The organism is Pigmentiphaga sp. NML080357 (assembly GCF_002188465.1).
Taxonomy (GTDB): Bacteria; Pseudomonadota; Gammaproteobacteria; order Burkholderiales; family Burkholderiaceae_B; genus Pigmentiphaga.
Genome location: NZ_NINW01000049.1, coordinates 302,627 through 325,281 on the forward strand (window position 1 = coordinate 302,627; position 22,655 = coordinate 325,281).

General features: G+C 62.8%; 27 protein-coding genes and 3 pseudogenes. 19 read left to right on the forward strand and 11 right to left on the reverse strand.

The window, feature by feature from the left end:
* Position 1: 1 nt before the first annotated feature.
* The 7 genes from CDO44_RS27510 to CDO44_RS23915 all read right to left on the reverse strand — a co-directional run bounded on the left by CDO44_RS27510 (position 2) and on the right by CDO44_RS23915 (position 4,808).
* The gene (locus CDO44_RS27510; protein ID WP_144389583.1) at positions 2–394 is read right to left on the reverse strand and encodes a hypothetical protein; all 393 of its coding nucleotides are present in this window, start codon (positions 392–394) and stop codon (positions 2–4) included.
* Between the two features lie 96 nt (positions 395–490).
* Positions 491–1,105 (reverse strand): plasmid pRiA4b ORF-3 family protein, encoded by a 615-nt coding sequence (locus CDO44_RS23890; RefSeq protein ID WP_233146326.1) that lies wholly within the window; start codon positions 1,103–1,105, stop codon positions 491–493.
* Entirely contained in the window at positions 1,063–2,580 is a 1,518-nt protein-coding gene (locus CDO44_RS23895) for an IS66 family transposase (protein WP_087782739.1), read from the reverse strand. Before CDO44_RS23895 ends, CDO44_RS23890 begins: the two co-directional genes overlap by 43 nt.
* Before the next feature lie 79 nt (positions 2,581–2,659).
* A complete protein-coding gene (tnpB, locus tag CDO44_RS23900; RefSeq protein ID WP_087782740.1) occupies positions 2,660–3,001 on the reverse strand; it encodes an IS66 family insertion sequence element accessory protein TnpB in 342 nt (113 codons plus the stop codon).
* Entirely contained in the window at positions 3,001–3,372 is a 372-nt protein-coding gene (locus tag CDO44_RS28270; RefSeq protein ID WP_087782741.1) for a transposase, read from the reverse strand. The genes tnpB and CDO44_RS28270 overlap by 1 nt, the downstream gene beginning before the upstream one ends.
* A 91-nt stretch (positions 3,373–3,463) precedes the next feature.
* Positions 3,464–3,850, reverse strand: coding sequence for a non-heme iron oxygenase ferredoxin subunit (locus CDO44_RS28425; protein WP_087782742.1), 387 nt, complete (start codon positions 3,848–3,850; stop codon positions 3,464–3,466).
* A 1-nt stretch (position 3,851) separates the two neighbouring features.
* Positions 3,852–4,808 (reverse strand): tripartite tricarboxylate transporter substrate binding protein, encoded by a 957-nt coding sequence (locus CDO44_RS23915; RefSeq protein WP_158213421.1) that lies wholly within the window; start codon positions 4,806–4,808, stop codon positions 3,852–3,854.
* Positions 4,809–5,009: 201 nt separating this feature from the next.
* On the opposite strand from CDO44_RS23915, the gene CDO44_RS23920 reads away from it, so the two are divergent.
* The 7 genes from CDO44_RS23920 to CDO44_RS23950 all read left to right on the forward strand — a co-directional run bounded on the left by CDO44_RS23920 (position 5,010) and on the right by CDO44_RS23950 (position 10,636).
* Positions 5,010–5,675 (forward strand): GntR family transcriptional regulator, encoded by a 666-nt coding sequence (locus tag CDO44_RS23920; protein ID WP_087782744.1) that lies wholly within the window; start codon positions 5,010–5,012, stop codon positions 5,673–5,675.
* A gap of 46 nt (positions 5,676–5,721) precedes the next feature.
* Positions 5,722–6,948: a Rieske 2Fe-2S domain-containing protein gene (locus CDO44_RS23925; protein ID WP_087782745.1), complete on the forward strand. Its 1,227-nt coding sequence runs from the start codon at positions 5,722–5,724 to the stop codon at positions 6,946–6,948.
* 1 nt (position 6,949) lies between these two features.
* On the forward strand, positions 6,950–7,429 hold the full coding sequence (locus tag CDO44_RS23930) for an aromatic-ring-hydroxylating dioxygenase subunit beta (protein ID WP_087782746.1): 480 nt from the start codon (positions 6,950–6,952) through the stop codon (positions 7,427–7,429).
* A 104-nt stretch (positions 7,430–7,533) separates the two neighbouring features.
* The gene (locus tag CDO44_RS23935; RefSeq protein ID WP_144389585.1) at positions 7,534–8,430 is read left to right on the forward strand and encodes a PdxA family protein; all 897 of its coding nucleotides are present in this window, start codon (positions 7,534–7,536) and stop codon (positions 8,428–8,430) included.
* Positions 8,431–8,519: 89 nt separating this feature from the next.
* On the forward strand, positions 8,520–9,365 hold the full coding sequence (locus CDO44_RS23940) for a hypothetical protein (RefSeq protein ID WP_158213422.1): 846 nt from the start codon (positions 8,520–8,522) through the stop codon (positions 9,363–9,365).
* A 24-nt stretch (positions 9,366–9,389) separates the two neighbouring features.
* The gene (locus CDO44_RS23945) at positions 9,390–9,812 is read left to right on the forward strand and encodes a carboxymuconolactone decarboxylase family protein (protein ID WP_233146327.1); all 423 of its coding nucleotides are present in this window, start codon (positions 9,390–9,392) and stop codon (positions 9,810–9,812) included.
* Positions 9,809–10,636 (forward strand): alpha/beta fold hydrolase, encoded by an 828-nt coding sequence (locus CDO44_RS23950; RefSeq protein WP_087782749.1) that lies wholly within the window; start codon positions 9,809–9,811, stop codon positions 10,634–10,636. The genes CDO44_RS23945 and CDO44_RS23950 overlap by 4 nt, the downstream gene beginning before the upstream one ends.
* On the opposite strand, the gene CDO44_RS28430 is transcribed toward CDO44_RS23950, so the two are convergent.
* Complete coding sequence (locus CDO44_RS28430) at positions 10,599–10,853, reverse strand: AraC family transcriptional regulator (protein ID WP_087782750.1); 255 nt, start codon at positions 10,851–10,853, stop codon at positions 10,599–10,601. The two genes, CDO44_RS23950 and CDO44_RS28430, sit on opposite strands and share 38 nt — an antisense overlap.
* A 105-nt stretch (positions 10,854–10,958) precedes the next feature.
* On the opposite strand from CDO44_RS28430, the pseudogene CDO44_RS23960 reads away from it, so the two are divergent.
* Positions 10,959–11,174 (forward strand): annotated as a pseudogene (locus CDO44_RS23960) (transposase domain-containing protein); the annotation flags it as partial.
* Positions 11,175–11,388: 214 nt separating this feature from the next.
* On the opposite strand, the pseudogene CDO44_RS23965 reads toward CDO44_RS23960, so the two are convergent.
* Positions 11,389–11,466, reverse strand: a pseudogene (locus tag CDO44_RS23965) (BrnA antitoxin family protein); the annotation flags it as partial.
* Between the two features lie 10 nt (positions 11,467–11,476).
* Between CDO44_RS23965 and CDO44_RS23970 the strand changes: the two are divergent.
* Positions 11,477–11,611, forward strand: a pseudogene (locus CDO44_RS23970) (DUF817 family protein); the annotation flags it as partial.
* 48 nt (positions 11,612–11,659) lie between these two features.
* Here the strand turns inward: CDO44_RS23970 and CDO44_RS23975 are convergent.
* Together CDO44_RS23975 and CDO44_RS23980 are read right to left on the reverse strand one after the other, a co-directional pair.
* The gene (locus CDO44_RS23975) at positions 11,660–12,571 is read right to left on the reverse strand and encodes a bifunctional GNAT family N-acetyltransferase/nucleoside diphosphate kinase regulator (protein WP_087782752.1); all 912 of its coding nucleotides are present in this window, start codon (positions 12,569–12,571) and stop codon (positions 11,660–11,662) included.
* Positions 12,572–12,794: 223 nt separating this feature from the next.
* Entirely contained in the window at positions 12,795–14,537 is a 1,743-nt protein-coding gene (locus tag CDO44_RS23980; RefSeq protein ID WP_198951433.1) for an ABC transporter ATP-binding protein, read from the reverse strand.
* Positions 14,538–14,853: 316 nt separating this feature from the next.
* Between CDO44_RS23980 and CDO44_RS23985 the strand changes: the two genes are divergently transcribed.
* The 10 genes from CDO44_RS23985 to CDO44_RS24030 all read left to right on the forward strand — a co-directional run bounded on the left by CDO44_RS23985 (position 14,854) and on the right by CDO44_RS24030 (position 22,490).
* Complete coding sequence (locus tag CDO44_RS23985; RefSeq protein ID WP_087782754.1) at positions 14,854–15,111, forward strand: phenol hydroxylase subunit; 258 nt, start codon at positions 14,854–14,856, stop codon at positions 15,109–15,111.
* A 34-nt stretch (positions 15,112–15,145) separates the two neighbouring features.
* On the forward strand, positions 15,146–16,144 hold the full coding sequence (locus CDO44_RS23990; protein ID WP_087782755.1) for an aromatic/alkene monooxygenase hydroxylase subunit beta: 999 nt from the start codon (positions 15,146–15,148) through the stop codon (positions 16,142–16,144).
* Positions 16,145–16,169: 25 nt separating this feature from the next.
* The gene (locus tag CDO44_RS23995; protein WP_087782756.1) at positions 16,170–16,442 is read left to right on the forward strand and encodes an MmoB/DmpM family protein; all 273 of its coding nucleotides are present in this window, start codon (positions 16,170–16,172) and stop codon (positions 16,440–16,442) included.
* A gap of 43 nt (positions 16,443–16,485) precedes the next feature.
* Positions 16,486–18,018, forward strand: a complete 1,533-nt coding sequence (locus CDO44_RS24000; RefSeq protein ID WP_087782757.1) for an aromatic/alkene/methane monooxygenase hydroxylase/oxygenase subunit alpha — start codon at positions 16,486–16,488, stop codon at positions 18,016–18,018.
* Between the two features lie 134 nt (positions 18,019–18,152).
* Positions 18,153–18,515 carry a phenol hydroxylase subunit P4 gene (locus CDO44_RS24005; protein ID WP_087782758.1) on the forward strand — a complete coding sequence of 121 codons (363 nt, stop codon included), beginning with the start codon at positions 18,153–18,155 and terminating at the stop codon, positions 18,513–18,515.
* A 17-nt stretch (positions 18,516–18,532) separates the two neighbouring features.
* The gene (locus CDO44_RS24010; protein WP_087782759.1) at positions 18,533–19,600 is read left to right on the forward strand and encodes an NADH:ubiquinone reductase (Na(+)-transporting) subunit F; all 1,068 of its coding nucleotides are present in this window, start codon (positions 18,533–18,535) and stop codon (positions 19,598–19,600) included.
* Positions 19,601–19,605: 5 nt separating this feature from the next.
* The gene (locus CDO44_RS24015) at positions 19,606–19,971 is read left to right on the forward strand and encodes a 2Fe-2S iron-sulfur cluster-binding protein (protein ID WP_087782760.1); all 366 of its coding nucleotides are present in this window, start codon (positions 19,606–19,608) and stop codon (positions 19,969–19,971) included.
* 8 nt (positions 19,972–19,979) lie between these two features.
* Positions 19,980–21,062, forward strand: a complete 1,083-nt coding sequence (locus tag CDO44_RS24020) for a porin (protein ID WP_087782761.1) — start codon at positions 19,980–19,982, stop codon at positions 21,060–21,062.
* Positions 21,063–21,095: 33 nt separating this feature from the next.
* Positions 21,096–22,040 (forward strand): catechol 2,3-dioxygenase, encoded by a 945-nt coding sequence (locus CDO44_RS24025; RefSeq protein WP_087782762.1) that lies wholly within the window; start codon positions 21,096–21,098, stop codon positions 22,038–22,040.
* Positions 22,041–22,052: 12 nt separating this feature from the next.
* A complete protein-coding gene (locus tag CDO44_RS24030) occupies positions 22,053–22,490 on the forward strand; it encodes a heme-binding protein (RefSeq protein ID WP_087782763.1) in 438 nt (145 codons plus the stop codon).
* Positions 22,491–22,655 lie beyond the last annotated feature (165 nt).

Below are 22,655 nucleotides of genomic sequence, written 5' to 3' on the forward strand. Positions count from 1 at the left end.
TTCAACGGAGGGTGTTAGCAAGGAGGATGGTTTTTAGGCCCTTTAGAACATCAGAATTCTTGATCTTATTGAAGCCAAAGGCGAAATGTCCTTGCTCCTGAAGAAAGGACGAAAACCAGGGTTGATCCGAGATAAGAGGCATGGGGTCAAGAAGTTGGCCGTCCTTGCCTGTAACGCGATTCGTAAAACTCGGCTTGTCAGAGTCTTCCACTGCGCTTATTAAGAATGTAGCCCGTAAGTAGTATTGGCGAGGATCTCCTTGTCCTGCGACGAGCCAAATGCGGCTCCCCTCGATGCCACTTGTTCGCTTCTTGGTATATATAGCCAGACTATCAATGTCTAATGCTGGATAGCCCATTTTTTCGGCCTTGTGATAAACAACGTAGTCACTCATTACGGTTAGATGGGGAATAAGGATTTTTCAAGGTTTGTGATCTCTTGACCGAATCTGTCAAGTTCAAGGTAAGCGTCCGACGAGGACCGTCTTGCGCTACAAACGGATCTCACGCAGCCGCTCTGCCGCATCTTCCAAGCTGAAGGCGTTGGGATCGAAGGGGCTGCCATACCAATCCCGCAGGTGCGCGTGCTCCGGGTGCTTCGGGTCGGCCATGGCCGCCAGGAAGTGTTCATAACCTGGCACGCCGCCCACGTCTTCAGGCGGGCAGGCATTGGCGCCGTCCAGGCACTGCGGGTGGCTCATCCGGCCTTGCAAGGGCAACTCGGCCAACACGGTGATCGCGTGCCACCAACTATCGCCGTAATCGTAGAGATAGCCGAAGTCCTTGCCACCAGCCAAGGCCTTGTTCAAGCGGATACGCTGCTCGCTCTTCAAGTCCGGCTCCGGGTAGTGGGGGTCGGGCTCGCCGTAGTGGATGCCATCGATGACGAACTCGTGCAGATGGCCGCCCTCCCAGCCCATGGCCCGCAGGATCGTGACGTGCAGCTTGGGCAAGGTGATGGTGCTGGGCACCACCACCACGCGGTGGATAAGAGGCGCGATGTCGCACAGCGCGATCTGCAGCACCATGGCATTGCCTTGCAACGCGTTGACCTTGGACGCCATCATGCGACCTTCGCGCTCGAAGCGCACGGGACCAGGTTCCACGGCAACAGTTCGTCCACCCGATTGACAGGGTGATCGCCGATGCGTGCCAGCACCTCGCGCAGATAGGCCAGCGGTTCGATGCCGTTCATCGCCGCCGTGCCCAGGAGGCTATAAATCGCCGCTGCGCTGTGCCCACCGGTATCCGAGCCTGCGAACAGGTAGTTCTTGCGCCCGAGCGCCACCCCGCGCAAGGCGCGCTCGGCTGGGTTGTTGTCGATCTCGATGCGGCCATCATCGACGTAACGTGTGAGCGCAGTCCACCGCGCCAGGGCGTAATGGATCGCCCCGGCCAGCACGGATTTACGCGGCAGGGCACGGACCGCGTCATGCAGCCAGGCGTGCAGCGCGGCCAGCAGCGGCCCCGCCCGGGCCTGGCGTGCCTGTTGCCGTATTGGCGTCGCCTGGCCGCGTACCTCGGCCTCGATGCCGTACAGAGCCCCGATCCGGGCAATGGCTTGCAACGCCACGGGGCTGGCCTGCTGCTCGGCGATGTCATAGAACTTGCGCCGCACGTGCGCCCAGCAGGCCGCCTCCTGGATGCGGCCCGTGGCATAAAGCTGATTGAAGCCCGCGTAGCCATCGGCTTGCAGGATGCCGGCGAAGTCTCGCAAGTGTCGCTGGGGATGCTCACCCTTGCGGTCTGGCGAGTAGCCGAACCATACTGCAACCGGGTCTGGGCTGCCCGAGGCATGGTCATCTCGCACATAGGTCCACAGCCGCCCAGTCTTCGTCTTGCCACGGCCCGGCGCCAGCACAGGGACCGGCGTATCGTCAGCGTGGACCTTGTCGCCGTTCATCACATACCGCTGCAAGGCAGCCACGAGAGGGCGCAGCAAGTGGCTGCTGCCCGCCACCCAGTCAGCCAGCGTCGAACGCGACAGCGTCACGCCATGGCGGGCATAGATGGCGCTTTGCCGGTACAAGGGTTGATGATCACAGTATTTGGAGACCAGCACCTGGGCCAGTAGACCAGGGCCGGCCAGGCCGCGTGCGATCGGGCGGCTTGGAGCCAGCGCTTGCACGATGACATCGCAACGGCCACAGGCCAGTTTGGGTCGCACATGGCGCACCACCTTGAAGCTGGCCGGCACGTACTCCAAGACTTCACTGACGTCTTCGCCCAAGGGCTTGAGAGCGCCACCGCACGCCGGGCAGGCGCAGCCGTCGCTTGCCGCATGGATGATCTCTTCGCGCGGCAGCGTAGACAGTCTCGGGCGGGACTGCCCCGCACGACGCGGGGAACGTGCCACGCACTTGGCCGTAGCCGTCTCGGGCATGACCTCGGGCAGCGCCTGCGCTGGCTCTTCATACAACGGCAGTTGATCGAGCAAATCCCCCCGCTCGCTGCTGCGCCCGAAGCGCTCACGTCTGGTCTTGGCCAACTGCCAGCGCAGGTAATCGTTTTCTTGCTTGAGCGCGTCGATCACCGCTTGCAAAGCGGCTTCGCGATCAGTCGAGGCAAGGGGCGTTGGCATGCCGATATTTTATCGGCGTGGACCTCATGCATAAAGGATTTATCGCAAGGCGTTCGCGATTTCTATTGCCCAGCACGACTCACGCCGCCAGCGTCGGCGCTGTCCTGCGCGGACTGCGCCAGTCGATGCCTTCGAGTAGCATCGACAACTGCGCTGCCGTCAGCGCTACGCGCCCGTTCTCGGCCTGCGGCCACACGAAGCGCCCCGCTTCCAGCCGCTTGCAGAACAGGCACATCCCATCGCCATCGAACCACAGTACCTTGATGCGATCCCCACGTCGACCACGGAACACGAACACGTGACCCCCGAAGGGATCCGCCTGCACGTGCACTTGCACCTTGGCCGCCAGGCCATCGAAGCCGCAGCGCATGTCGGTCACCCCGGCCACGATCCAGATGCGCGTGTTGGTCGGCGGCAGCATCAGGCGCGCAGCGCAGCGATCGCCGCCTTGAGCAGCACGGGATCAACCGTGCCCGTCACCCGCAAGCGGGTGCTGCCGATCTCGATCTCCAGCGTCCCCGAGGATACGGCGACTGCCCGAGACGCTTGCCCCGAGGCGACGACATCGACGGCCAGCAGCTCGGACAGCGTATTGCTGCCAGCCTGGCTGGATCCAGCTACGCCCAGGCGGCCTTCCTCGTAGAGCTTGCGCCAGGCCCACACTTGGTTGGCGTTCACACCATGCTCTCGTGCCACCAGAGCGACCGAGGCGCCCGCCCGCAACGAGGCCTCCACGATCTCGCGCTTGCGCGCCACCGGATGATGCTGATACTTGCGGCCCGTGCCTGCCATGATCCGTCCGAAATTCGTGTCCAGAAACCTTTTATGGACATGAATTTGAGTCCGGATCCCTCTTCAGCGAAAGACGGTAATCGACGGACGCTTACGTTGCTCCAGTAGATTCCAGCCATACCGCGCCGTTTGAAATGCTCAGCGGCAACAATTCAAGCGGCGCCTTGCATGGCAATGCCAGGGGCTGGCCAGTTGTGATATCGAAGACCCCGCCATGAAGAGGGCAGTAAACAAGCGGGCCGACTTGCGCGCCCTCACTCAAGCGTGCATTGCCGTGGGTGCATCGGTCTCGTGTCGCGTAGTAGCGGCCATCGACTTGGGCAATCAGGATTCGGGGCAGTCCGGTTGGCGCTAGGGACACGGGGCGGCCCGGCAGCACCTCGTCAGTTCCGCATAGAAAAATGCGAGATACGCCGGTTTCACTGCTTGCGGTCAAGAATGCTTCACATGCTTGGGAACAGGGCCCTTGCGCTTGCATATCAACTGGCCGTAATGCCGTTGTCGTCAACAACCTTCCGCCATTTCTTGAGTTCACTCTTCAGGTAAGTTGCGAAATCGTCGGCGCTGCCGCCCAGCATTTGAAGTTCGCCGCCGGGCGAGAGACGTTTGACCACCGCCGGATCCTTTAGCGCTGAATTGACGGCACGGCTCAGCGTTTCGATGATCTGCGTGGGGGTATTGGCGGGAGCCATCAGGCCACTCCAGGCTGACGATTCAAAGCCGGGTACTCCTTGCTCCATCACGGTCGGCACTTGAGGCAGGGCGCCGATGTGGTCAGCGCTTCCCACCGCGAGCGCGCGCAGCCGACCCGATTGAATCTGGGGCAGAACATCCAACACCGATCCGAAGGACGCTTGAACTTCGCCGCCGGTGACTGCGACGACCGCAGGCGCACTGCCCCGGTAGGGGATACCCACCATCTGCATGCCGGTAGCGCCCTTTAGCAGCTCCATCGCGAGATGCGTTGAACTGCCTACGCCATTGTGTGCATAGTTCACGGGTGCCTTTTTAGAGGCGGCGACAAGGTCCGTCAGATTCTTGACTCCGGACGAGGCGGGGACGACCAAAATGTTCGGGGCGGAGACGAGCAGTGAGATCGGCGAAAAATCGGCGATAGGATCGTAAGAAATATTCGGTGTCAGAGCCGGCGAAATGGCATTGGGGCCGACCGCCGCCAAGAATAACGTATAGCCATCGGCGGGCGCCTTCGCAACCTGGGCAGCACCGATTACCCCGTTGGCGCCAACCTTGTTCTCCACTATGAAGCTTTGCTTGAGCGCGGTGCGCAGCGCATCACCGATGACCCTGGCTACATGATCGTAATACCCCCCTGCGGGATAGGGCACGACGATTTTCACCGGCCGATCCGGATAAGCCGATTCCGCATGCGCTGTGCTGAGCAGCAGGGTGGCTCCCAGTCCCAGTCCCAGCGCCATGGCTGACCTACGTAACATAAGTGTCTCCTCGTCTCGTTGGTGCTGGCCACTCTATGGCTCTAGAAAATACTTGTCAACGAAATTTCGAAATTTATTTTTGAATTCGATAAATAGTGTTAAGATGAAGAAAGATAGAAAAATTTCGATTAATGGAAAACCCTCGGCTGGCAAAGAGGGGTCAAGGTAGTGGAGAAGCCGAATATGGCAAGTTCCAAGGTGAGCATCGCAACCACGCTGACGAGTCGGTTGCGCGAGGCTATCCTGACTGGCGAGGTCCTGCCTGCTTCACGGCTTCACCTGGAGTCACTTGGTGAGCAGTACGGCGTAAGCCTCAGCCCCGTCCGGGAAGCGTTGTTGCGGCTGGTGGCAGAGGGATTCGTCGTCGCGGAAGATCAGCGCGGATTTCGGGTAGTGGATGCGTCCATCAAAAAACTTGCCGAGGTGACTGCGCTTCGAGCCCATATGGAACCCTTTGCGCTTCAACATGCTATCGAGCTAGGGGATGTGGCATGGGAAGAAAGACTGGTTGCCGTGTTCCACCGCCTTACCCGCATAGAGCAGAGGGATGGCTTTGTCCCGTTTCTGGATGAGTGGGAGCAGACGCATCGGGAGTTCCATCTATGCCTGGTCTCGGGCTGTGACATGCCGATGGTGACCCAGTTTTGTTCCATGCTGCACGATCAATCCGACCGGTACCGGCGCCTGTTCTTGAAAGAACGCCCACCACAGCGAAACGTTGCTCAGGAGCACGCGGCGATCGTGGATGCCGTTCTTGCCCGCGATGCAATACGAGCCGGAGAACTGTTGCGTGCTCATAGCATGCAGACGGGCGCGGCCGTGCAGGCGTTCATGCGCGAATCACGCTAAGCCGGCAAGGCCGGCAAGACAAAGAATCTAACGATGGAGGTGACACATGGAGCACCAGGAGTGGGCCAAGGGCGATCTCACACGCGTTCCCTACTGGATATACGACGACGATGAGGTCTATGCAAAGGAGCAGAAGCGCATTTACCAGGGGGCCACCTGGAATTACGTCGGGCTGGAGGCGGAACTCCCGCGGCCAGGCGACTACAAAACGACGTTTGTCGGCGACATGCCTGTGATCGTATGCCGTGACGAAAGCGACGCGATCCGCGTTTTCGAGAACCGCTGCGCCCACCGCGGGTCTTTGCTTGCCCTGCAAAATAAAGGGCATGCCAACAAGTTCACGTGTGTTTATCACTCCTGGACCCACGACCTGCGAGGTAACCTCAAGACGGTCGCGTTCCGACGCGGCGTAAATGGCGGCGGAGGCATGCCCGACAGTTTCGACACCGCGAACTACGGGCCAAAGAAGCTGCGCGTCGAGGTGTACTGCGGCCTGATTTTCGCCACGCTCGATGACGAAACGCCGCCGGTTGAGCAGTACCTGGGCGATCAAGTCGCGGCACGCCTGAAGCGTGTGCTGCACAAACCCCTTAGGATCTACGGGCATTACACGCAGGCGCTGCCGAACAACTGGAAGTTGTATTTTGAGAACGCCAAGGATACGTACCATTCCAGTCTGCTCCACACATTCTTCGCCACCTTCAAGGTCTCGCGCCTATCGCAGGGCGGTGGAGTCATCGTTGCCGAAAGCGGTGGCCACCATGTGAGCTACTCCTTGAGCCACAGCGGCGGGCGGGACGACGCCTTCAAAGGCGAGGCCTTGCGCAGCAACCAGGAAGAGAGTTTCCTACTCAACGACAAGAGCGTGCTTAACATCGTTGACGAGTTCGGTGACGGCTGCCACGTCCAGATACTTTCCGTATTCCCAGGCTTTGTCCTTCAAGCGATCCACAATAGCTTGGCGGTTCGCCAGATCCTTCCCAAGGCACCGGATCGCACCGACTTGGTATGGACGCTAATCGGTTTCACCGATGACGATGAAGAGCTTCAGAAACTGCGCATGAAGCATTCGAACCTCGTCGGTCCGGCAGGCTACGTTTCGATGGAAGACGGTGCGGTCGGAGGATTCGTGCAACGAGGCGTCGCAGGCTCGGACGAAGCCGCGTCCGTGGTGATGATGGGAGGGGAGAGTACCGAATCCTCGTCTTCCCGGGCCTCCGAGAACTCGATTCGAGGCTTCTGGAAAGCCTACCGTAACTTCACGGGACTTTGAGATGGAAGACAATAAGGAAAAGGTCGTCGCCGCATTGGCGGGGTTCATGGAAGACTATGCTCGAGCGATTGACCGTGATGAACTCGAACGCTGGCCTGAGTTCTTCGAAGAGCAATGCACTTACAAGATCACGTCCGTCGAGAACGAGGCAGAAGAATATCCCTTTGGTGTGATGTTCGCCGACTCCAGGGGTATGCTGTCCGATCGGGTGAAATCGCTGCGAGAGGCCAATATCTATGAAGGTCAGCGGTATCGCCATGTCGTCGGCCATCCTGCGATCCTCGCGATCGATGGTGATCAGGTTCGCTCCGAGACGAGCTTTTTGGTTGTCAGGACGATGCGTACCGGGGAAATGTCATTGTTTGCCGCCGGTGTGTACCGGGACACGGTAGTCGTCAAGGAAGCCAAGCTCGCTTTCGCGGAGCGCGTGGTCGTCTGCGATAGCTCGCGTATCGACACCTTGTTGGCGTTGCCGCTGTGAGTTCCGGAAAGTTCAAGACAGTGGCGGTAACGCTGGGTGACCCGGCAGGGATCGGACCCGAGATTGCGTTGAAGGCCTGCGAGGACGAGCGGATTCGCCATTCCATGCGCATTGTCCTGTTCGGGGATCCCCGGGCTTTAGAGGAGCACGCACGGCGATGCAGTCTCGCAACGCAATACCGCACGCTGACTCGTCTATCCGAGATTGATGCGGGAGACGACCGCCCTGCGTTTGTGCCGGTGCATAGCTTGGACGAGACTTTTCGCATTGGGGAGGTGACGGCATTATCCGGCGCGGCAACGATTGCCGCCCTGAATGCCGCGGTCGATGCGGCTCGCGATGGGTGGGTTGACGCGGTTGTAGGCGCTCCTATTCATGAGATGGCCATCAAGCAGGCTGGTATTGCTTTCGATGGGCATCCTTCGTATCTTGCCCGTCGCACGGGGACACCCGTCGACGAAGTCGTCCTCATGCTTTGCTGGAGAAAAAAACGTGTGGCGCACGTCACCGTCCATCTGAGCCTTAGGGATGCGCTGGCGACGGTAACTGCGGAACGCGTAAAAAAAGTTATTCGCACGACAGCCCAGGCTTTGCGAGACCTTGGGATACAGACACCGAGGATCGGCGTGTCAGGCCTTAATCCGCATGCGGGCGAGTCGGGGCTCTTTGGCAGAGAGGAAATCGAAATCATCACGCCGGCGCTCAACGAGCTGCGGAGCGATGATCTGGAGCTCATCGGCCCGATCGGGGCGGATACCCTGTTACCCCGGACTGATTGCGATGCCTTTGTGGTCATGCTCCATGACCAAGGTCATGTGGCAGCCAGGATGGCCGCCCCCAACATGGCCGCCGCCTTGGCTCTTGGTACGCCCGTCATGTTTTCTTCAGTGGGGCACGGGACTGCAATGGACATCGCGGGTAAAGGGGTGGCGAGTCCCGAAGCAATGATCCAGGCCCTGTTGCATGTCACCAATACCCATCCTGTCGGAGAAGCCCAATGATCGGATTAGGCCTCGCATCATCCCACGCACCAGCGATGTTTTGTCCGCCAGAGCTATGGCCCAAGGTTTACGATGCCATACCTGACTATATGAAGGACTCGCAGCCGCACACCGCCAGGCTCGAAACGCCTGACGTCATCGCAAGCTACGTCAAACGCATCGAGGCGGCATTCGGGGTCCTTCGGGAGCAACTGGAAGCCTATCGACCCGACGCCATCATTTTCGTCGGTGACGATCAGGAAGATATGTTCGACGAACGTTGCAACCCGGCGATGTGTCTTTACACAGGCGATGAGGTTTGGGGGTCGGAAGCGCCGTTCTATGTAGAGCGCCCGCCGATAGAGTCGCGCATTCATTTGCCGGTGCACAAGGAGCTGGCGGGCCATTTGCTGGAGGAATTGCTTGTAGCGGGTTTCGACATGGCGAGCACTTCTGTCATGAAGCCGCTCGGGCGGCATCCCGAGAGGGGAACTTCCCACATGATCGTGTACCCCGCAAAGCGCCTGGTACCCAAGCTCGACGTGCCGATCATCCCGCTCTATTTGAATTGCTATTTCCCCCCTTTACCGACGGCAGCGCGCTGCTGGCAGCTCGGCGAAGCCCTCGCCCGCATTCTGTCGGACCGAAAGGAACGCATTGCCATCTACGCCTCGGGTGGCTTGTCGCATGATCCGACCGGGCCGCGAGCCGGATGGATCGACACCCCGTTGGATCAATGGATTCTTGACCGAATCGCCACGAATCGCGGCAGGGATCTGCAGCAGCTGTTCACTATGGATTCCGCGACGATGCGCGGCGGTACGGGTGAAATCCGAGCCTGGATCGTCGCTGCCGCTGCTTGCCAGTGGAAGGGGGAGGTCGTCGATTACATTCCGGCGCATCATGCCAAGACGGGCATTGGCTTTGCCTACTGGCCACAACACTCCAAGGATTGAAACATGTTACCTCGAAGAATCGACGTGAAGACCGTTGCCAAGGAGATGGGAAGCTATGCCGACGAGAGCCAAAGCATCGAGAACCGTGCCGAGTTCTACAAAGACCTCGTTGGCTTTCTGCCGCCACGCATCGAGGCCCGCTTTCACGTAACAGGAGCGCTTGATCCCGAAATCCTTCGCCTGCAGGAGGAGATGCGGGCCCATGCGATGTATCCCGGATGCTTTGACGTAAAGACCGCGCAGCTGATGTTGTTCGGCATGCTGCTGATGGATCTAAGCGATGCTGCCGTATTGCATGGCATTGCCGCACGCAAGGCCGGAGCGAGTTGGGAGGAAATGCAGGCCGTGGTGAGTCTGTGTTTTCTCTTCCGTGGATTGTCGGCTGCCAATCGCGGGGCCGAAGTCCTGGCAAACATTTGTGCTCATGAAGAGGAGGAGAAGGCGTGACTACCAATCCGGAGCTTGGCAAACGCGTGCGGCTCGCCCATTCGGACACCAACTACCACGATCAAGGACAAGGCCGGCCCGTCGTGCTGATACATGGATCCGGACCCGGTGTCACGGCTTGGGCCAACTGGCGTCTGAACATCGGCCCGCTGTCCCAGCGAGCCCGTGTGCTGGCGCCTGATATGGTGGGCTTCGGCTACACCGATGCCATCGATGCCGTTTCCTATGACTTGAACACCTGGGTAAGCCAGGTTGTCGAATTCATCGATGCCCTGTCTTTAGGCCCCGTGGACCTGATCGGCAATTCGTTCGGGGGGGCGGTTTCCCTCGCGGTCGCCGCGCGGCATCCGGAACTGGTACGGCGCCTGGTTCTGATGGGAAGCGTTGGAACGTCTTTTCCGCTTACGCCCGGCCTGGACGCGGTATGGGGATATACGCCCTCCATCGAGAACATGAAAAAGCTGTTGGACATCTTCGCTTATGACCGTTCCTTGGTGTCCGATGAGCTGGCCGAACTGCGCTACCGCGCCAGTATGCGAGAAGGGGTACAGGAGCGGTTTGCCCAGATGTTTTCTCCCGGACCACGCCAGCGATACATCGAAGCATTGACGACTCCCGAGGCCGAGCTGCGCGAGCTTTCGCATGAAACCCTGGTTGTTCATGGGCGCGAAGATCAGGTGATTCCTCTTCAAAATTCGATCAGATTGGCGTCCATCCTTCCACGAGCCCAATTGCACGTGTTCCCTCATTGCGGACACTGGACCCAGATAGAGTGGACGGCAACGTTCAACGCCCTGGTCGGCGATTTTCTTGCGGACTCTTGAGCGCGTGCGGACGGTCGAGGTAATTCCTCGATTTGCGCTCTTTGCGGAAAAAACCAGGCGCGGTACCGGACCAGCGCCGAAAGGCGTCATTGAACGCGCTTTCGGACTGGTAGTCCACTCGGGCGGCGGCTTCCGATACGGATGCGCCGTCCGGAAGGGCTTTCGACGCCAGACGCATTCGCCAGTTCGTCAAATAAGCAAGAGGCGGTGCGCCCATCACTTCACGAAACCTACCGCGAAAGCGGTTCGCGACATGCCCGCTTTGCTCGCAATTATGCCCACGATTTATTTATGGGCATAAATTTGAGTTCACCTGCCCTCGGCAAACAAGACGGTACTCACCGGGCGCTTACATCTGTTCCTCGGTTCGGATCGTGGCGGCGAGCGCGCCGCCACGATGTACAGCCTGACGGAAACCGCCAAGCTCAACGGCATCGATCCCGAGGTCTACCTGCGCCGCGTACTGACGGTGATCGCCGACTACCCCATCAACCAGGTCGCCGACCTGCTGCCCTGGCGTCTCGGCCAGGAGGCCTGACGTCACCTCAATATTGTGCCCATGAATTTTTTATGGACACGATATTGAGGGAATGCATGGCGGCGACTACTGGCTCATGCCTCGGATTGCAAGACGGTATCCACCGGAGACTTACGCCATACCGGACTCAGGCCTTTTCAACTTAGCCCAGCTTTTTAACTGTCCAACTTCTTGGGGGCAGTTCACACTCGACGGCGGGCTTTTTTATGTGAGGTCAGTTCGGCTGATGGGTCTTGAGCCAGTCCCGCAGCGCTTCATTGACGCGCGTCTGCCAGCCATCTCCGGTCGCTCGGAATGGTGCCTACCCCAATCAGCTTGGTGCGTGGTCCACGGTGCACCTGGGCAAATGGAGTTCCTGGTCGCTGCTGGTGATCATGACCTTCACGATCGTGGCCAATCTCAAGCACATCAAGGCGCGCGTCCACGTGCCCGATTGAGCGTGGACACGCACAGGGCAAGCCGCCCCTGGGCGGCACCGTGCGCCACTACAGGTGGAAATCGCCCGACGCTTCCGGCTGATAAAGCACTTTCTTGATCCGGATATGGCAGGTTCGGTTCGGAATCCGCCAGTCGAAGGCAGAGCCTTCTTTGTAGCCCAGGATCGCGGTGCCGATGCCGGAGCAAACCGATAGTTTCTCGGCACTATCGTCAGCATCCTCGGGGTAGACCAGCGCAACCTCCACCTCTTCGTCGTCCACCTCCAGCAAGGCTTTGGAGTTCATCGTGACGACGTCCCCCGCCACCTGCCGCGGATCGACGACGATCGCCCGCTCGATCTCGTGCTCCAGCTCGAAAATATCAGGACCCTGATCGATCTCGATCAGATTCTTGAGCCGGGCCTTGTCGATCTCGGTGATGTAGATGCCGGAGGTGTGAGCCGCCGGGCTTTCACGCAAGAGCCGGAGATAGCGCTCCGAGTTCATGGAGAAAGATTTCACCGTAGGCGTTTCGTTTTCCAGCAGGAAGCCGCTGCGCAGGAAAGCCCGCAGCGATCGTTCGTTGTCCGGATGGATTTTGGCGATGAGTTTCTCGGCCCGCATGTCGAAGAAGGCGAGCTTCATGCCTTCGCGGATGGTGCTGGCCCCGAGCTGACGGCCCCAGTTGTCGCGGTTGCCGATGACCAGGACCATTTCGCAGTCCGGGCCGTTCTTGACGAGACGGACGAAGCCGACTGGCACGTCATGCCGGTCGTAGGCCATGAAGAACCGGCCGCCCTGGTTGAACAGATGGGTCAGGATAGGCAACTGGACCCGGTCGATGGCTTGCTCGATGAACCGGGAGACATGGCGCGAGTCGCTCAAGTAGCGAGTCACGTCCTCGTCTTCCAACCAGTCCATCAGGGTCAGCGCGTTTGCCCGAGTGATCTCAGGGCACAGGAAAATAAAAGGCTTGTTCATCTCTATCCCATTGGGTTTCAAGAATGAAAGCCTTTCATGGCCGCGGCCATGACGGTTCTTTCGACAGAGCGCTCATTTTAAGACGTCGCGCGAGCGGCCGGGGCGCGAAGCCGCGTATTCGGGATCATGGAGGGCCAGGACAGCGTGAAATGGGCCACGACGACGAGCGAATCCAATCTTTTCTATCGGACGGAGCAATGGCGCGGCCAGGCGACACGCCGGATCAGTGAGACCGCCTCGCCAGCACCTCGTCGCGCGGACCGGCATCGACCACCTTGCCGGCCTCCATCACCACGATCGTGTCGAACCGTTCGAGCAGGCTGGGCCGGTGTACCGAGGCCACGATGCACGCGGATGGGAAAGCCGCGACCATGCGGTCGAACACCCGCCCTTCGGCCTGCGGATCGAGCGCGCTGGTCGGCTCGTCCAGCAGTAGCAGCGAACTTCCTCGTGCCGCCAGCGCACCCCGGGCCAGCGCCAGCCGTTGGCGCTGACCACCGGAGAGGTTGCCGCCGCGCTCGTTCAATGGACTGGCCAAGCCTTCGGGCATACGTTGCAGCACCTCATCGAACACGCCGGCATGCACTGCGGACTGCAGCGCCTCGGCATCGGCGGGTTCGCCGAAGGTGAGGTTTTCTTCCACGCTGGCCTCGAATACCTCGGCTTCCTGGGGGATCAGCGTGGCCAGCGTGCGCAGTTCGCTCCAGTCCACCACCGTGCCGTCCCGAAGCAGCTCGCCCTCCTGTGGCGGGTAGAGGCCCGCAAGCATGCGCAGCAGCGTGCTCTTGCCGCCGCCGCTCGGGCCGATCAGCGCCACGCGCGCGCCACGCCGCAGCTCCAGGCCGATGCCATGCAGGCCGCCGCGTGCGTCGTCCGCGTAGCGCCATGTAGCGCCGCGCAGTTCGAGTGTTTGCCAAGGAGCATCGGCCACGACGGCGGGGACGATCGCGTCGGGGTCGGCGGGCGCCTCCCAGATCGGCTCGGCGCTGCCGTAATCGGTGTGCATGCGCGCGAAGCTCTGGAAGTTCGTCGCCATCGCGCCGACGACCGTAGCGGCCTGCTGCGCGTACTGGTAGATCATGAAGACAGTGCCGAGCATGATCGCTTGCCCGGGCTCACGCGATTGCAGCACGTAGACGATCACCAGTATCCAGGTGAGCCCCATGCCGAGTATGTCCACGGTAAACCACTTGCCTTCCGTGACCATGACCGCGCGGCGCAGCGGCGCCATCACCGCCTCCATGCGGCGGCCGAGCACCTTGCGGGAAGCCGCCTGCAAGCGAAGGCCGATCACCGTCCCGGCATTGCCGACGAAGTCGAGCAGCGCGGCGGCATAGCGGCGCTCCGCGTCGTTCTCGGCGCGGGCAAGCTGCATCAGCGCACGGTCGAAGCGCATGATGATCAGGGCGATGATGACGTAGCCGGTGATGGCGATGGTGCCACTGGTGCGCGAGAGCAAGGCCAGGGCGACCAGCGGGCCAACGAAGTTGAAGGCGCTTTGCAGGTAGCCGAATTGGTTTTGCGCGAAGTCGGACAGGGCGCGGCTGGATTGGACGACGCGGTGTTGGAGCTCGCCTGAGTGCCGGCCGTCGCGCCAGGGGAGCGGGGCGGCGGCGATGCGGGCGTAGAGTTGGTCGGAGAGTCGTTCGCGTACCCGGACGCCTACGTTGCGTTCCAGGATGCGGCCGGGGCCGTGCAGGAGCCAGGATAGGAGGTAGACGCCGACGAGGTAGGCGATCCAGCGGCCGGCCGTTGGCATGCTGCCTTGCTGTAGGGCGTTGATGGCTTGGGCGGCCAGCCAGGGCATGGTCAGGCGGAGCAGCTGGGCTGCTGATAGCAGGCCGGCGGCGCCTAGCATGTGGGGGCGGACGCCGGCTGCGTGGCGCCAGAGGGCGCGATAGAGGTCGCCCGCTGCGGTGCCTAGGCCGATGGCGGGCGAATTGGGAGGAGAACCTGATTTCGTCACGTTGAGATTGGATAGTTCAAGTTGTTAGCTGCTCGATGATAAGCATTCGGCACTGGTGCTAGGAGTGGCTCTGCTTCGTCGAGCGGGTATTCGCGGCTCCGCGCCCTTCACCATTTCATCAAGCTGCACCGCACCATTTCCCCTTTTCCGCATCCAGGAAACCCCGCACCCCTGGCCCCGCGTAAAAAAATCCCTCACCAAATCAAGCACTTAATCCCGCTGGCACACCCGTTGCACTTCTCATGACATAACCGCAGCCCCCGCTGCGCCAAGTCATGAAATCAACGAGGGCATCACGCCCCATGGAGACACGCCCATGGATGCAACCGCCGCCGGCACGCCACCGCACGCCTCCCGCTACGTCCGCGTCCTGGGTCTGCTGGAAAGCCGCTACGTCGAGTTCGAGTTCTCGATAGGCGATCCGGAGCTGGCCGTGGAGCTGGTGCTGGAGTTTCCCCAGTTCCAGGAGTTCTGCCGCCGCAACCGCGTGCGGATGGTGGGCGCGGAGGAAGCGGCCCGCCTGGACCTGGAGCGCATGAAGTGGCGCTATGGCTCGCCCGGCTTGGCCGAGTAGCGCCTTTCCTTTTCCCTTCCGACGAGACCCAGCCATGCAAGTCGATATCAAGACTTCCGACATCCGTCCGATTCGCCAGACGTTTTCCCACATCGCGCGCCGCTTCGGCGCGGACAAGCCGGCATCGCGCTATCAGGAGGCGACCTATGACCTGCAGCCGGAGGTGAATTTCCATTACCGGCCGTTGTGGGAGCCGGGGTTCGAGCTGTACGACACGCGCCGCACGGCGGTGGTGATGCGGGACTGGTACGCGTTCAAGGATCCGCGTCATTACTACTACGGTACGTACACGCAGGCCCGCGCGCGGCAGCAGGAGGCGCAGGAGAGTGCGCTGGAGTTCGTGGACAAGCGCGGCCTGCTGCGCGATGCGCCGGGCGAGGTGCGGCAGCGGATCGAGGAACTGGTGCTGCCGCTGCGCCACTACGAGTGGGGCGCGAACATGAACAACTGTTATGTGACGGCCTATGGGTATGGCGCGGCGATCACGCAGGCGGCGCAGTACCAGAGCATGGACCGGCTGGGGCTGGCGCAGTACCTGAGCCGCATCGGGCTGCTGCTGGACGGCAATCAGGGGGCGTCGCTGGCGCGGGCGAAGCAGCACTGGTTGGGCTCGCCGGGGTGGCAGGGGCTGCGGCGCGAGATGGAGAGCCTGTTCGTGACGAAGGACTGGTTCGAGGTGTTCGTGGCGCAGGACTTCGCGCTGGACGGGCTGGTGTATCCGCTGGTGTTCCAGGCGCTGGAGCGGGAGTTGTCGGCGGCCACGGGCAATGGTTTCGGGATGAGCGTGGAGTTCATGCGCGACTGGCATGGCGAGAACCTGCGCTGGGTGGATGCCTGCCTGAAGACGGCGGCGGAGGAGTCGCCGGAGAACGCGGCGCTGTTGTCGCGGTGGGTGAAGGACTGGCTTGCGCGCGGCAAGGAGGCGCTGGCGCCGTGGGCGGCCGTTGCCTTTGGCGAACGCGCCGCCGCGCAATTGGACGAGGCGGTGTTGGCGCTGCGCCAGCGCGCCGCGAAGTGCCAGGTCGCCGTCTGACCCCAGTCTCTATCAAGGAACCGCCATGTCTCAAAACGTATTCATCGCCTTCCAGGCCAATGACGATACCCGCGGCATCATCGACGCGATCCTGGAGGACAACCCGCACGCGCAGCGCCAGGATTTCCCCGCGATGGTGAAGATCGACGCGCCGGATTCGCTGGTGGTGCGGCGCGCTTCGGTGGAGGAGCGCCTGGGCCGCGACTGGGACCTGCAGGAGCTGCACGTGAACCTGGTTTCGCTGTCGGGAAACATCGACGAGACGGACGACGAGTTCACGCTGGCCTGGCATCGCTAAGGCCCGAACGCCATTCCCCATCAAGCAAGAAACGGAGACGCACATGACCACGACGACGCCCGCGCGCAAGCTGGGCCTGAAGGAGCGCTACGCGCTGCTGACCCGCGACCTGGGCTGGGAAACCAGCTACCAGCCGATGGACAAGGTGTTCCCCTACGACAAGTTCGAGGGCATCAAGGTGCACGACTGGGACAAGTGGGAGGACCCCTTCCGCCTGACGATGGACGCGTACTGGAAGTTCCAGGGCGAAAAGGAGCGCAAGCTCTACGCCATTATCGATGCCTTCGCGCAGAACAACGGCCAGTTCAACGTGACCGATGCGCGCTACATCAACGCCATCAAGCTGTTCCTGCAAGGGGTGAGTCCGCTGGAGTACGCGGCGCACCGGGGCTATGCGATGGCGGGGCGCAATTTCCGCGGGGTGGGGGCGCGCATCGCGTGCCAGATGCAGTCGATCGACGAGCTGCGGCATTCGCAGACGCAGATCCACACGATCAGCCACTACAACAAGTATTTCAACGGCCTGCATGACTTCAAGCACATGCATGACCGGGTCTGGTATCTGTCGGTGCCGAAGTCGTATTTCGACGACGCGATGTCGGCGGGGCCGTTCGAGTTCGTGACGGCGATATCGTTCTCGTTCGAGTACGTGCTGACGAATCTCTTGTTCATGCCGTTCATGAGCGGCGCGGCGTTCAACGGCGACATGGCCACGGTCACGTTCGGCTTCTCGGCGCAAAGCGACGAGTCGCGCCACATGACGCTGGGGCTGGAGATCGTGAAGTTCCTGCTGGAACAGGATCCGGACAACCTGCCCATCGTGCAGAAGTGGATAGACAAGTGGTTCTGGCGCGGCTACCGGCTCTTGACGCTGGTGGCGATGATGATGGACTACATGCTGCCCAAGCGCGTGATGTCATGGTCGGAGGCCTGGGAGATCTATTTCGAGAAGAACGGCGGCGCGCTGTTCCAGGATCTGGCCCGCTACGGCATCCGCATGCCCAAGTATCACGAGCAGGCGCGCAAGGAGAAGGATCACATCTCGCACCAGGCCTGGGGCATTTTCTACAACTACACGCATGCGGCGGCCATCCACACGTGGATCCCGCGGCCGGACGAGATGGCCTGGCTGTCGGAGAAGTACCCGGCCAGCTTCGATCGCCTCTATCGCCCGCGCCTGGAGTACTGGGACCGGCAGGCGCAGGAAGGCAAGCGCTTCTACAACAACGCGCTGCCCATGCTGTGCCAGATCTGCCAGATTCCCATGGCCTTTACCGAGCCGGACGATCCGACGCGCATCTGCATGCGCGAGACCACCTATCACGGCATGAAGTACCACTTCTGCTCGGACGGCTGCAAGGACGTGTTCGAGGGCGAGCCCGAGAAGTACGTGCAAGCCTGGCTGCCGGTGCACCAGATCTTCCAGGGCAACTGCGGCGGCGCCACGGTGCCCGAGGTGCTGGAGTGGTACCACCTGAAGGCGGGCGAGGACAACGGCGACTTCGACACCTCGGCCGACCGGCGCAACTGGGACCGCTGGACCGGTGGCGAGGCACCCGAACAGCGAGTCGCGTAACGACCCAGCCGCTGCATCAACTCATATGTATCCCATCCAGGGCACCGCGGATCCGGCTCTGCCGGTCCGCCAGTGCCGCCCCCTCGAGGGGGCGCGCGACGCGCGTACGGGGTGGGCCAACCTTGGAGACGAACATGCCTGTCATCGCGCTCGAGCCCGGCTACGCCGGCCCCGTCCAGGATACCGAGGACAAGTTCGGCGGCAACCGGCTGCTGTACATCAACTGGGACGGCCACATGATGTTCTGCTCGCCGGTGTGCCTGCCGGTGCCGCCGGACATGCCTTTCTCCGCGCTGGTGGACGACGTGCTGCCCGGCATCTACGGTGCCCATCCCGATTTCGCCCGCATCGACTGGTCGGCGGCGCAGTGGGAGCACGGCGGCCAGCCGTGGCGGCCGGACCCTGCCAAGAGCCTGGCCGACAACGGCCTGGTGCACAAGTCCGCCATACGCCTGCGCACGCCGGGGCTGGAAGGCATAGGCGGCAGCCATTCGTAGCATCGTAGGAGCAGCACATGAGTTACCAACTCACCATCGAACCGCTGGGCCAGACCATCGACATCGAGCCCGGGCAGACCGTGCTGGACGCTTGCCTGCGCAGCGGCATCTGGCTGCCGCATGCCTGCGGCCATGGCCTGTGCGGCACTTGCAAGGTGCACGTGCAGGAGGGGGAGGTGGACCACGGCGCGGCCAGCAGTTTCGCGCTGATGGATTTCGAGCGGGACGAAGGGCATTGCCTGGCCTGCTGCGCCATGCCCGAGGCCGACCTGATGATCGAGGCCGATATCGACGAAGAACCCGACGCGCAGTACCTGCCGCTGGAGGACTACGTGGGCGAGGTGGTGGCGCTGCGCGACCTGACGCCCACCATCAAGGGCGTGTGGCTGCGCACCGACCGGCCGGTGCGCTTCCAGGCCGGGCAGTACGCCAACCTTGCGGTGCCCGGCGTGGAGGGCCGGCGCGCGTTTTCGCTGGCCAACGCGCCGGGCGATAACGTGGTGGAGCTGCACGTGCGCAAGGTCGAGGGCGGCGCGGCCACGGGCTACATCCACGAGCACCTGCGCGAGGGCGAGTGCCTGCCGCTGTCGGCGCCGTTCGGGCGTTTCTACGTGCGCAAGTCGGCGCAGGTGCCGATGATCTTCCTGGCCGGCGGCTCGGGGCTGTCCAGTCCCAAGTCCATGATCGCCGAGCTGCTGGCCGAGGGTTGCCAGCAGCCCATCACGCTGGTGCACGGCGCGCGCCATGCGGGCGAGCTGTATTGCTCGGACTGGTTCCAGGAACTGGCCGTGCGGCATCCCAATTTCCGCTACGTGCCGGCGCTGTCCGAGGCGCACGACGGGGAAGGGCGGTGCGAGACGGGCTTCGTGCACGAGGTGCTGGCGCGGCTGTACGCGGGCCAGGACGGGCGCGCGGATTTCCGCGGCCACAAGGCCTACCTGTGCGGCCCGCCGCCCATGATCGAGGCCTGCATCGCGACGCTGATGCAGGGGCGGCTGTTCGAGCGCGACATCCACGTCGAGAAATTCCTGACCGCGGCACAGGCGCAGGAAGGCCGCCGCAGCCCGCTGTTCAAGGCGATCTGACACCCATGGACGCCGACACCCACGAGGTCCACATCCTGGATACCGGCGAGCGCTACCGCTGCGCGCCGTCGCAGACCCTGCTGGCCGGCATGGAGGCCCTGGGCCGCAAGGGCATTCCGGTGGGCTGCCGCGGCGGCGGCTGCGGCGTCTGCAAGAGCCGCGTCGTGCGCGGCGCCTACCTGGCCTTGAAGATGAGCCGCGGCTGCGTCAGCGCCGAGGAAGAGGCGGCGGGCGTGGTGCTGGCCTGCCGCGTCATGCCGCGCGGCGACGTCGAGCTCCAGGCGCTGGACCGGATGCGCCGCTGCGTGACCCGGCACGTTTCCCGGGACGCCCTGGAGGAGGGGCGTCCCATTTCAACCTCCGACGAGTGACCATAACGATGAAAACCGCGAGACTCCTGCTTCCGCTGGCACTGGCCAGCGCCACCCCGGCGATGGCGCAGACCACGACCACGCTGTACGGCATCATCGATGCCGGCGTGAACTACCTGTCCAACCAGGGCGGCCATGGCACCTGGTCCATGGACACAGGGCTGTTGTCGCCCAACCTGTTCGGCCTGCGCGGCAGCGAGGCGCTGGGCAGCGACCTGAAGGCGGTGTTCACGCTGGAAGGCCAGTTCGCGGCCGACAACGGCGCCAGCGTGGGGCCGCTGTTCGGCCGCCAGGCCTACGTGGGCCTGAGTTCCACGTCCTGGGGCACGCTGACCCTGGGCAAGCAGTACGACTTCAGCTTCGACATGCTGGGGCCGGGCCGCTACGGGCCGTCCTTCCCGATGATCGGCCTGTACAACCTGCGCCTGGGACCCTTCGGCGGACTGGGCGTGCCCGGCATGCCGGGCGGGGCCATGGACTTCGACGGCGTGGCCGGCGCCAAGCGGGTCGACAACTCGGTGAAGTTCACCAGCGCCAACTACGGCGGCCTGACCTTCGGCGCGCTGTACGGCTTCGGCGAACAGCCGGGCAGCATGGGGCAGGGCCGCACCTACAGCGCCGGCGCATCCTACGCACGCGGCCCGTTCGCGTTGACGGCCGCCATCACCGACGCCCGCAACGCGGCCATCAACAACGGCAGCGACGGCATCCGCACCTGGGGCCTGGGCGGCCGCTACCAGCTCGGCGCCGCCGTGCTGAACGCGCTGTACACCAACACGCGCAATACCTTTACCGGCGGCTCGGTGCAGGTGGCGCAGGTCGGCACGACCCTGCCGGTGGCGGCCAGCACCACGCTGCTGCTGGATTACCAGTACCAGTGGGCCAACGCCACGCTGGACAAGGTGCACGCCCACCAGGCCAGCGCCACGCTGGGCTACGCGCTGTCCAAGCGCACCGATGCCTACGCGGCCCTGGTCTACCAGCGCGCCGGCGGCGCACCCGGCGCCACCGCCTGGATCGCCGGCCTGAACGGCCCCTCGGACGGCAAGACCCAGACCCTGGTGCGGCTCGGCATGCGCCACATGTTCTGAACCCACCCCTGTGCACACACCAAGGAGACTCACATGGCAATTACCGGAGTGCTGCGGCCCGGGCACGTCTGCATACGCGTGCTCGAACTCGAGCCGGCGGTACGGCATTACGTGGACACCATCGGCCTGACCGAGATCATGCGCGATACGGCCGCCGACGGCAGCCCGCGCGTGTTCCTGAAAGGCTGGGACGAGTCGGACCATCACAGCGTGGTGCTGCGCGAGGCCGACGAATCCGGCATGGACTACATGGGATGGAAGGTGGACTCGGAAGCGACGCTGGAGAAATTGTCGGCCGACGTGAAGGCCAGCGGGCTGGCCACCGACATGCACTGGATCGCGGCCGGCGAGCATCCCGAGACCGGCAAGCGCTTCCGCTTCACCGTGTCGACCGGGCACATCATGGAGCTGTACGCCTACCGCAAGGCCACCGGCTGCGCGACGGGTTCGCTGAACCCCGACCCCTGGCCGGACGACATGCACGGCATGGGTGCGCGGCGCTTCGACCACTGCCTGCTGTACGGCGACGACCTGGCCAACACCTACAAGCTGTTCACCGAGGTGCTGGGCTTCGGGCTGAGCGAGGCCGTGGTGGCGGGGCCCGGGGAACAGATGATCGGCGCTTTCCTGAGCTGCGCCAACAAGGCGCACGACGTGGCCTTCATCCAGCAGCCGGTCAAGAACAAGCTGCACCACGTGTCTTTTCTGCTGGACAACTGGGGCGAGGTGCTGAAGGCGGCGGACATCATCTCCAAGCGGCGCGTGTCGCTGGACATCGGGCCGACGCGGCACGGCATCACGCGCGGCGAGACGGTGTACTTCTTCGACCCCAGCGGCAACCGCAACGAGGTGTTCGCGGGCGGCTACACCTGGTATCCGGACAAGCCGGTGATCAAGTGGACGGACGACCAGCTCGGCACGGGCATCTTCTACCACGACCGCAAGCTCAACGAGAAATTCCTGAGCGTATTCACCTGAAGCGGAACCGGCATGGAAAACTGGACGCGCATCACGCGCGCGCTGACCCTCGATGCCGTCCGCACGGCGCTGGACGCCGCGGTGCGGGAAGCCTCGGGGCAAGGCATTCGCGTCAACGTGGCGGTGGTGGACGCAAGCGGCGTGCTGCTGGGTTTCCTGCGCATGCCGGGCGCGTTCCTGCACTCGGCCGACATCGCCGTCGACAAGGCCTATACGGCGGCCGGTTTCCGGTTGCCTACGGGGGCCTGGGACGAGGCGTTGAAAGGCCATTCGCCGGCAGTGCGCCAGGGGCTGCCGGCGAGGCCGCGGTTCGCCGGCTTCGGCGGCGGATTCCCGCTGGTGGCGGAAGGCGAGCTGGTGGGCGGCATCGGCGTGTCGGGCGGGAGCGAGGAGCAGGACGAGGCCTGCGCACGGGCTGCCTGTGCCGCCCTGGGCATGGGGCCGGGCTGAGCCGCCGTCCGCTCGCCGGTGCGGCTTCATATGCGTCGTTGGTCCATATACCGGACCAAAGGCGCCCAATTCTGAAAGAGTCCGAATAACATCGGTGAATCGTTCACCACGGATGTTCCGTTTTCCGGACTCGTTCAGATCATGCCCACCATCCCCCGCCTTCCG

Excerpts from the sequence above, each read along its gene's own strand:
- CDO44_RS23990 (WP_087782755.1), top strand. The coding sequence starts at position 15,146 with ATGCAAGTCGATATCAAGACTTCCGACATCCGTCCGATTCGCCAGACG.
- CDO44_RS23940 (WP_158213422.1), top strand. The coding sequence starts at position 8,520 with ATGAAGGACTCGCAGCCGCACACCGCCAGGCTCGAAACGCCTGACGTC.
- CDO44_RS23915 (WP_158213421.1), bottom strand. The coding sequence starts at position 4,808 with ATGGCGCTGGGACTGGGACTGGGAGCCACCCTGCTGCTCAGCACAGCG.
- CDO44_RS28425 (WP_087782742.1), bottom strand. The coding sequence starts at position 3,850 with ATGCAAGCGCAAGGGCCCTGTTCCCAAGCATGTGAAGCATTCTTGACC.
- CDO44_RS23895 (WP_087782739.1), bottom strand. The coding sequence starts at position 2,580 with ATGCCAACGCCCCTTGCCTCGACTGATCGCGAAGCCGCTTTGCAAGCG.
- CDO44_RS23975 (WP_087782752.1), bottom strand. The coding sequence starts at position 12,571 with ATGAACAAGCCTTTTATTTTCCTGTGCCCTGAGATCACTCGGGCAAAC.
- CDO44_RS23985 (WP_087782754.1), top strand. The coding sequence starts at position 14,854 with ATGGATGCAACCGCCGCCGGCACGCCACCGCACGCCTCCCGCTACGTC.
- CDO44_RS28270 (WP_087782741.1), bottom strand. The coding sequence starts at position 3,372 with ATGGCAGGCACGGGCCGCAAGTATCAGCATCATCCGGTGGCGCGCAAG.
- CDO44_RS23995 (WP_087782756.1), top strand. The coding sequence starts at position 16,170 with ATGTCTCAAAACGTATTCATCGCCTTCCAGGCCAATGACGATACCCGC.
- CDO44_RS23930 (WP_087782746.1), top strand. The coding sequence starts at position 6,950 with ATGGAAGACAATAAGGAAAAGGTCGTCGCCGCATTGGCGGGGTTCATG.
- CDO44_RS23935 (WP_144389585.1), top strand. The coding sequence starts at position 7,534 with ATGCGCATTGTCCTGTTCGGGGATCCCCGGGCTTTAGAGGAGCACGCA.
- CDO44_RS27510 (WP_144389583.1), bottom strand. The coding sequence starts at position 394 with ATGAGTGACTACGTTGTTTATCACAAGGCCGAAAAAATGGGCTATCCA.
- CDO44_RS24010 (WP_087782759.1), top strand. The coding sequence starts at position 18,533 with ATGAGTTACCAACTCACCATCGAACCGCTGGGCCAGACCATCGACATC.
- CDO44_RS24005 (WP_087782758.1), top strand. The coding sequence starts at position 18,153 with ATGCCTGTCATCGCGCTCGAGCCCGGCTACGCCGGCCCCGTCCAGGAT.
- CDO44_RS24015 (WP_087782760.1), top strand. The coding sequence starts at position 19,606 with ATGGACGCCGACACCCACGAGGTCCACATCCTGGATACCGGCGAGCGC.
- tnpB (WP_087782740.1), bottom strand. The coding sequence starts at position 3,001 with ATGCTGCCGCCGACCAACACGCGCATCTGGATCGTGGCCGGGGTGACC.
- CDO44_RS28430 (WP_087782750.1), bottom strand. The coding sequence starts at position 10,853 with ATGGGCGCACCGCCTCTTGCTTATTTGACGAACTGGCGAATGCGTCTG.
- CDO44_RS24020 (WP_087782761.1), top strand. The coding sequence starts at position 19,980 with ATGAAAACCGCGAGACTCCTGCTTCCGCTGGCACTGGCCAGCGCCACC.
- CDO44_RS23920 (WP_087782744.1), top strand. The coding sequence starts at position 5,010 with ATGGCAAGTTCCAAGGTGAGCATCGCAACCACGCTGACGAGTCGGTTG.
- CDO44_RS23925 (WP_087782745.1), top strand. The coding sequence starts at position 5,722 with ATGGAGCACCAGGAGTGGGCCAAGGGCGATCTCACACGCGTTCCCTAC.
- CDO44_RS24025 (WP_087782762.1), top strand. The coding sequence starts at position 21,096 with ATGGCAATTACCGGAGTGCTGCGGCCCGGGCACGTCTGCATACGCGTG.
- CDO44_RS24000 (WP_087782757.1), top strand. The coding sequence starts at position 16,486 with ATGACCACGACGACGCCCGCGCGCAAGCTGGGCCTGAAGGAGCGCTAC.
- CDO44_RS24030 (WP_087782763.1), top strand. The coding sequence starts at position 22,053 with ATGGAAAACTGGACGCGCATCACGCGCGCGCTGACCCTCGATGCCGTC.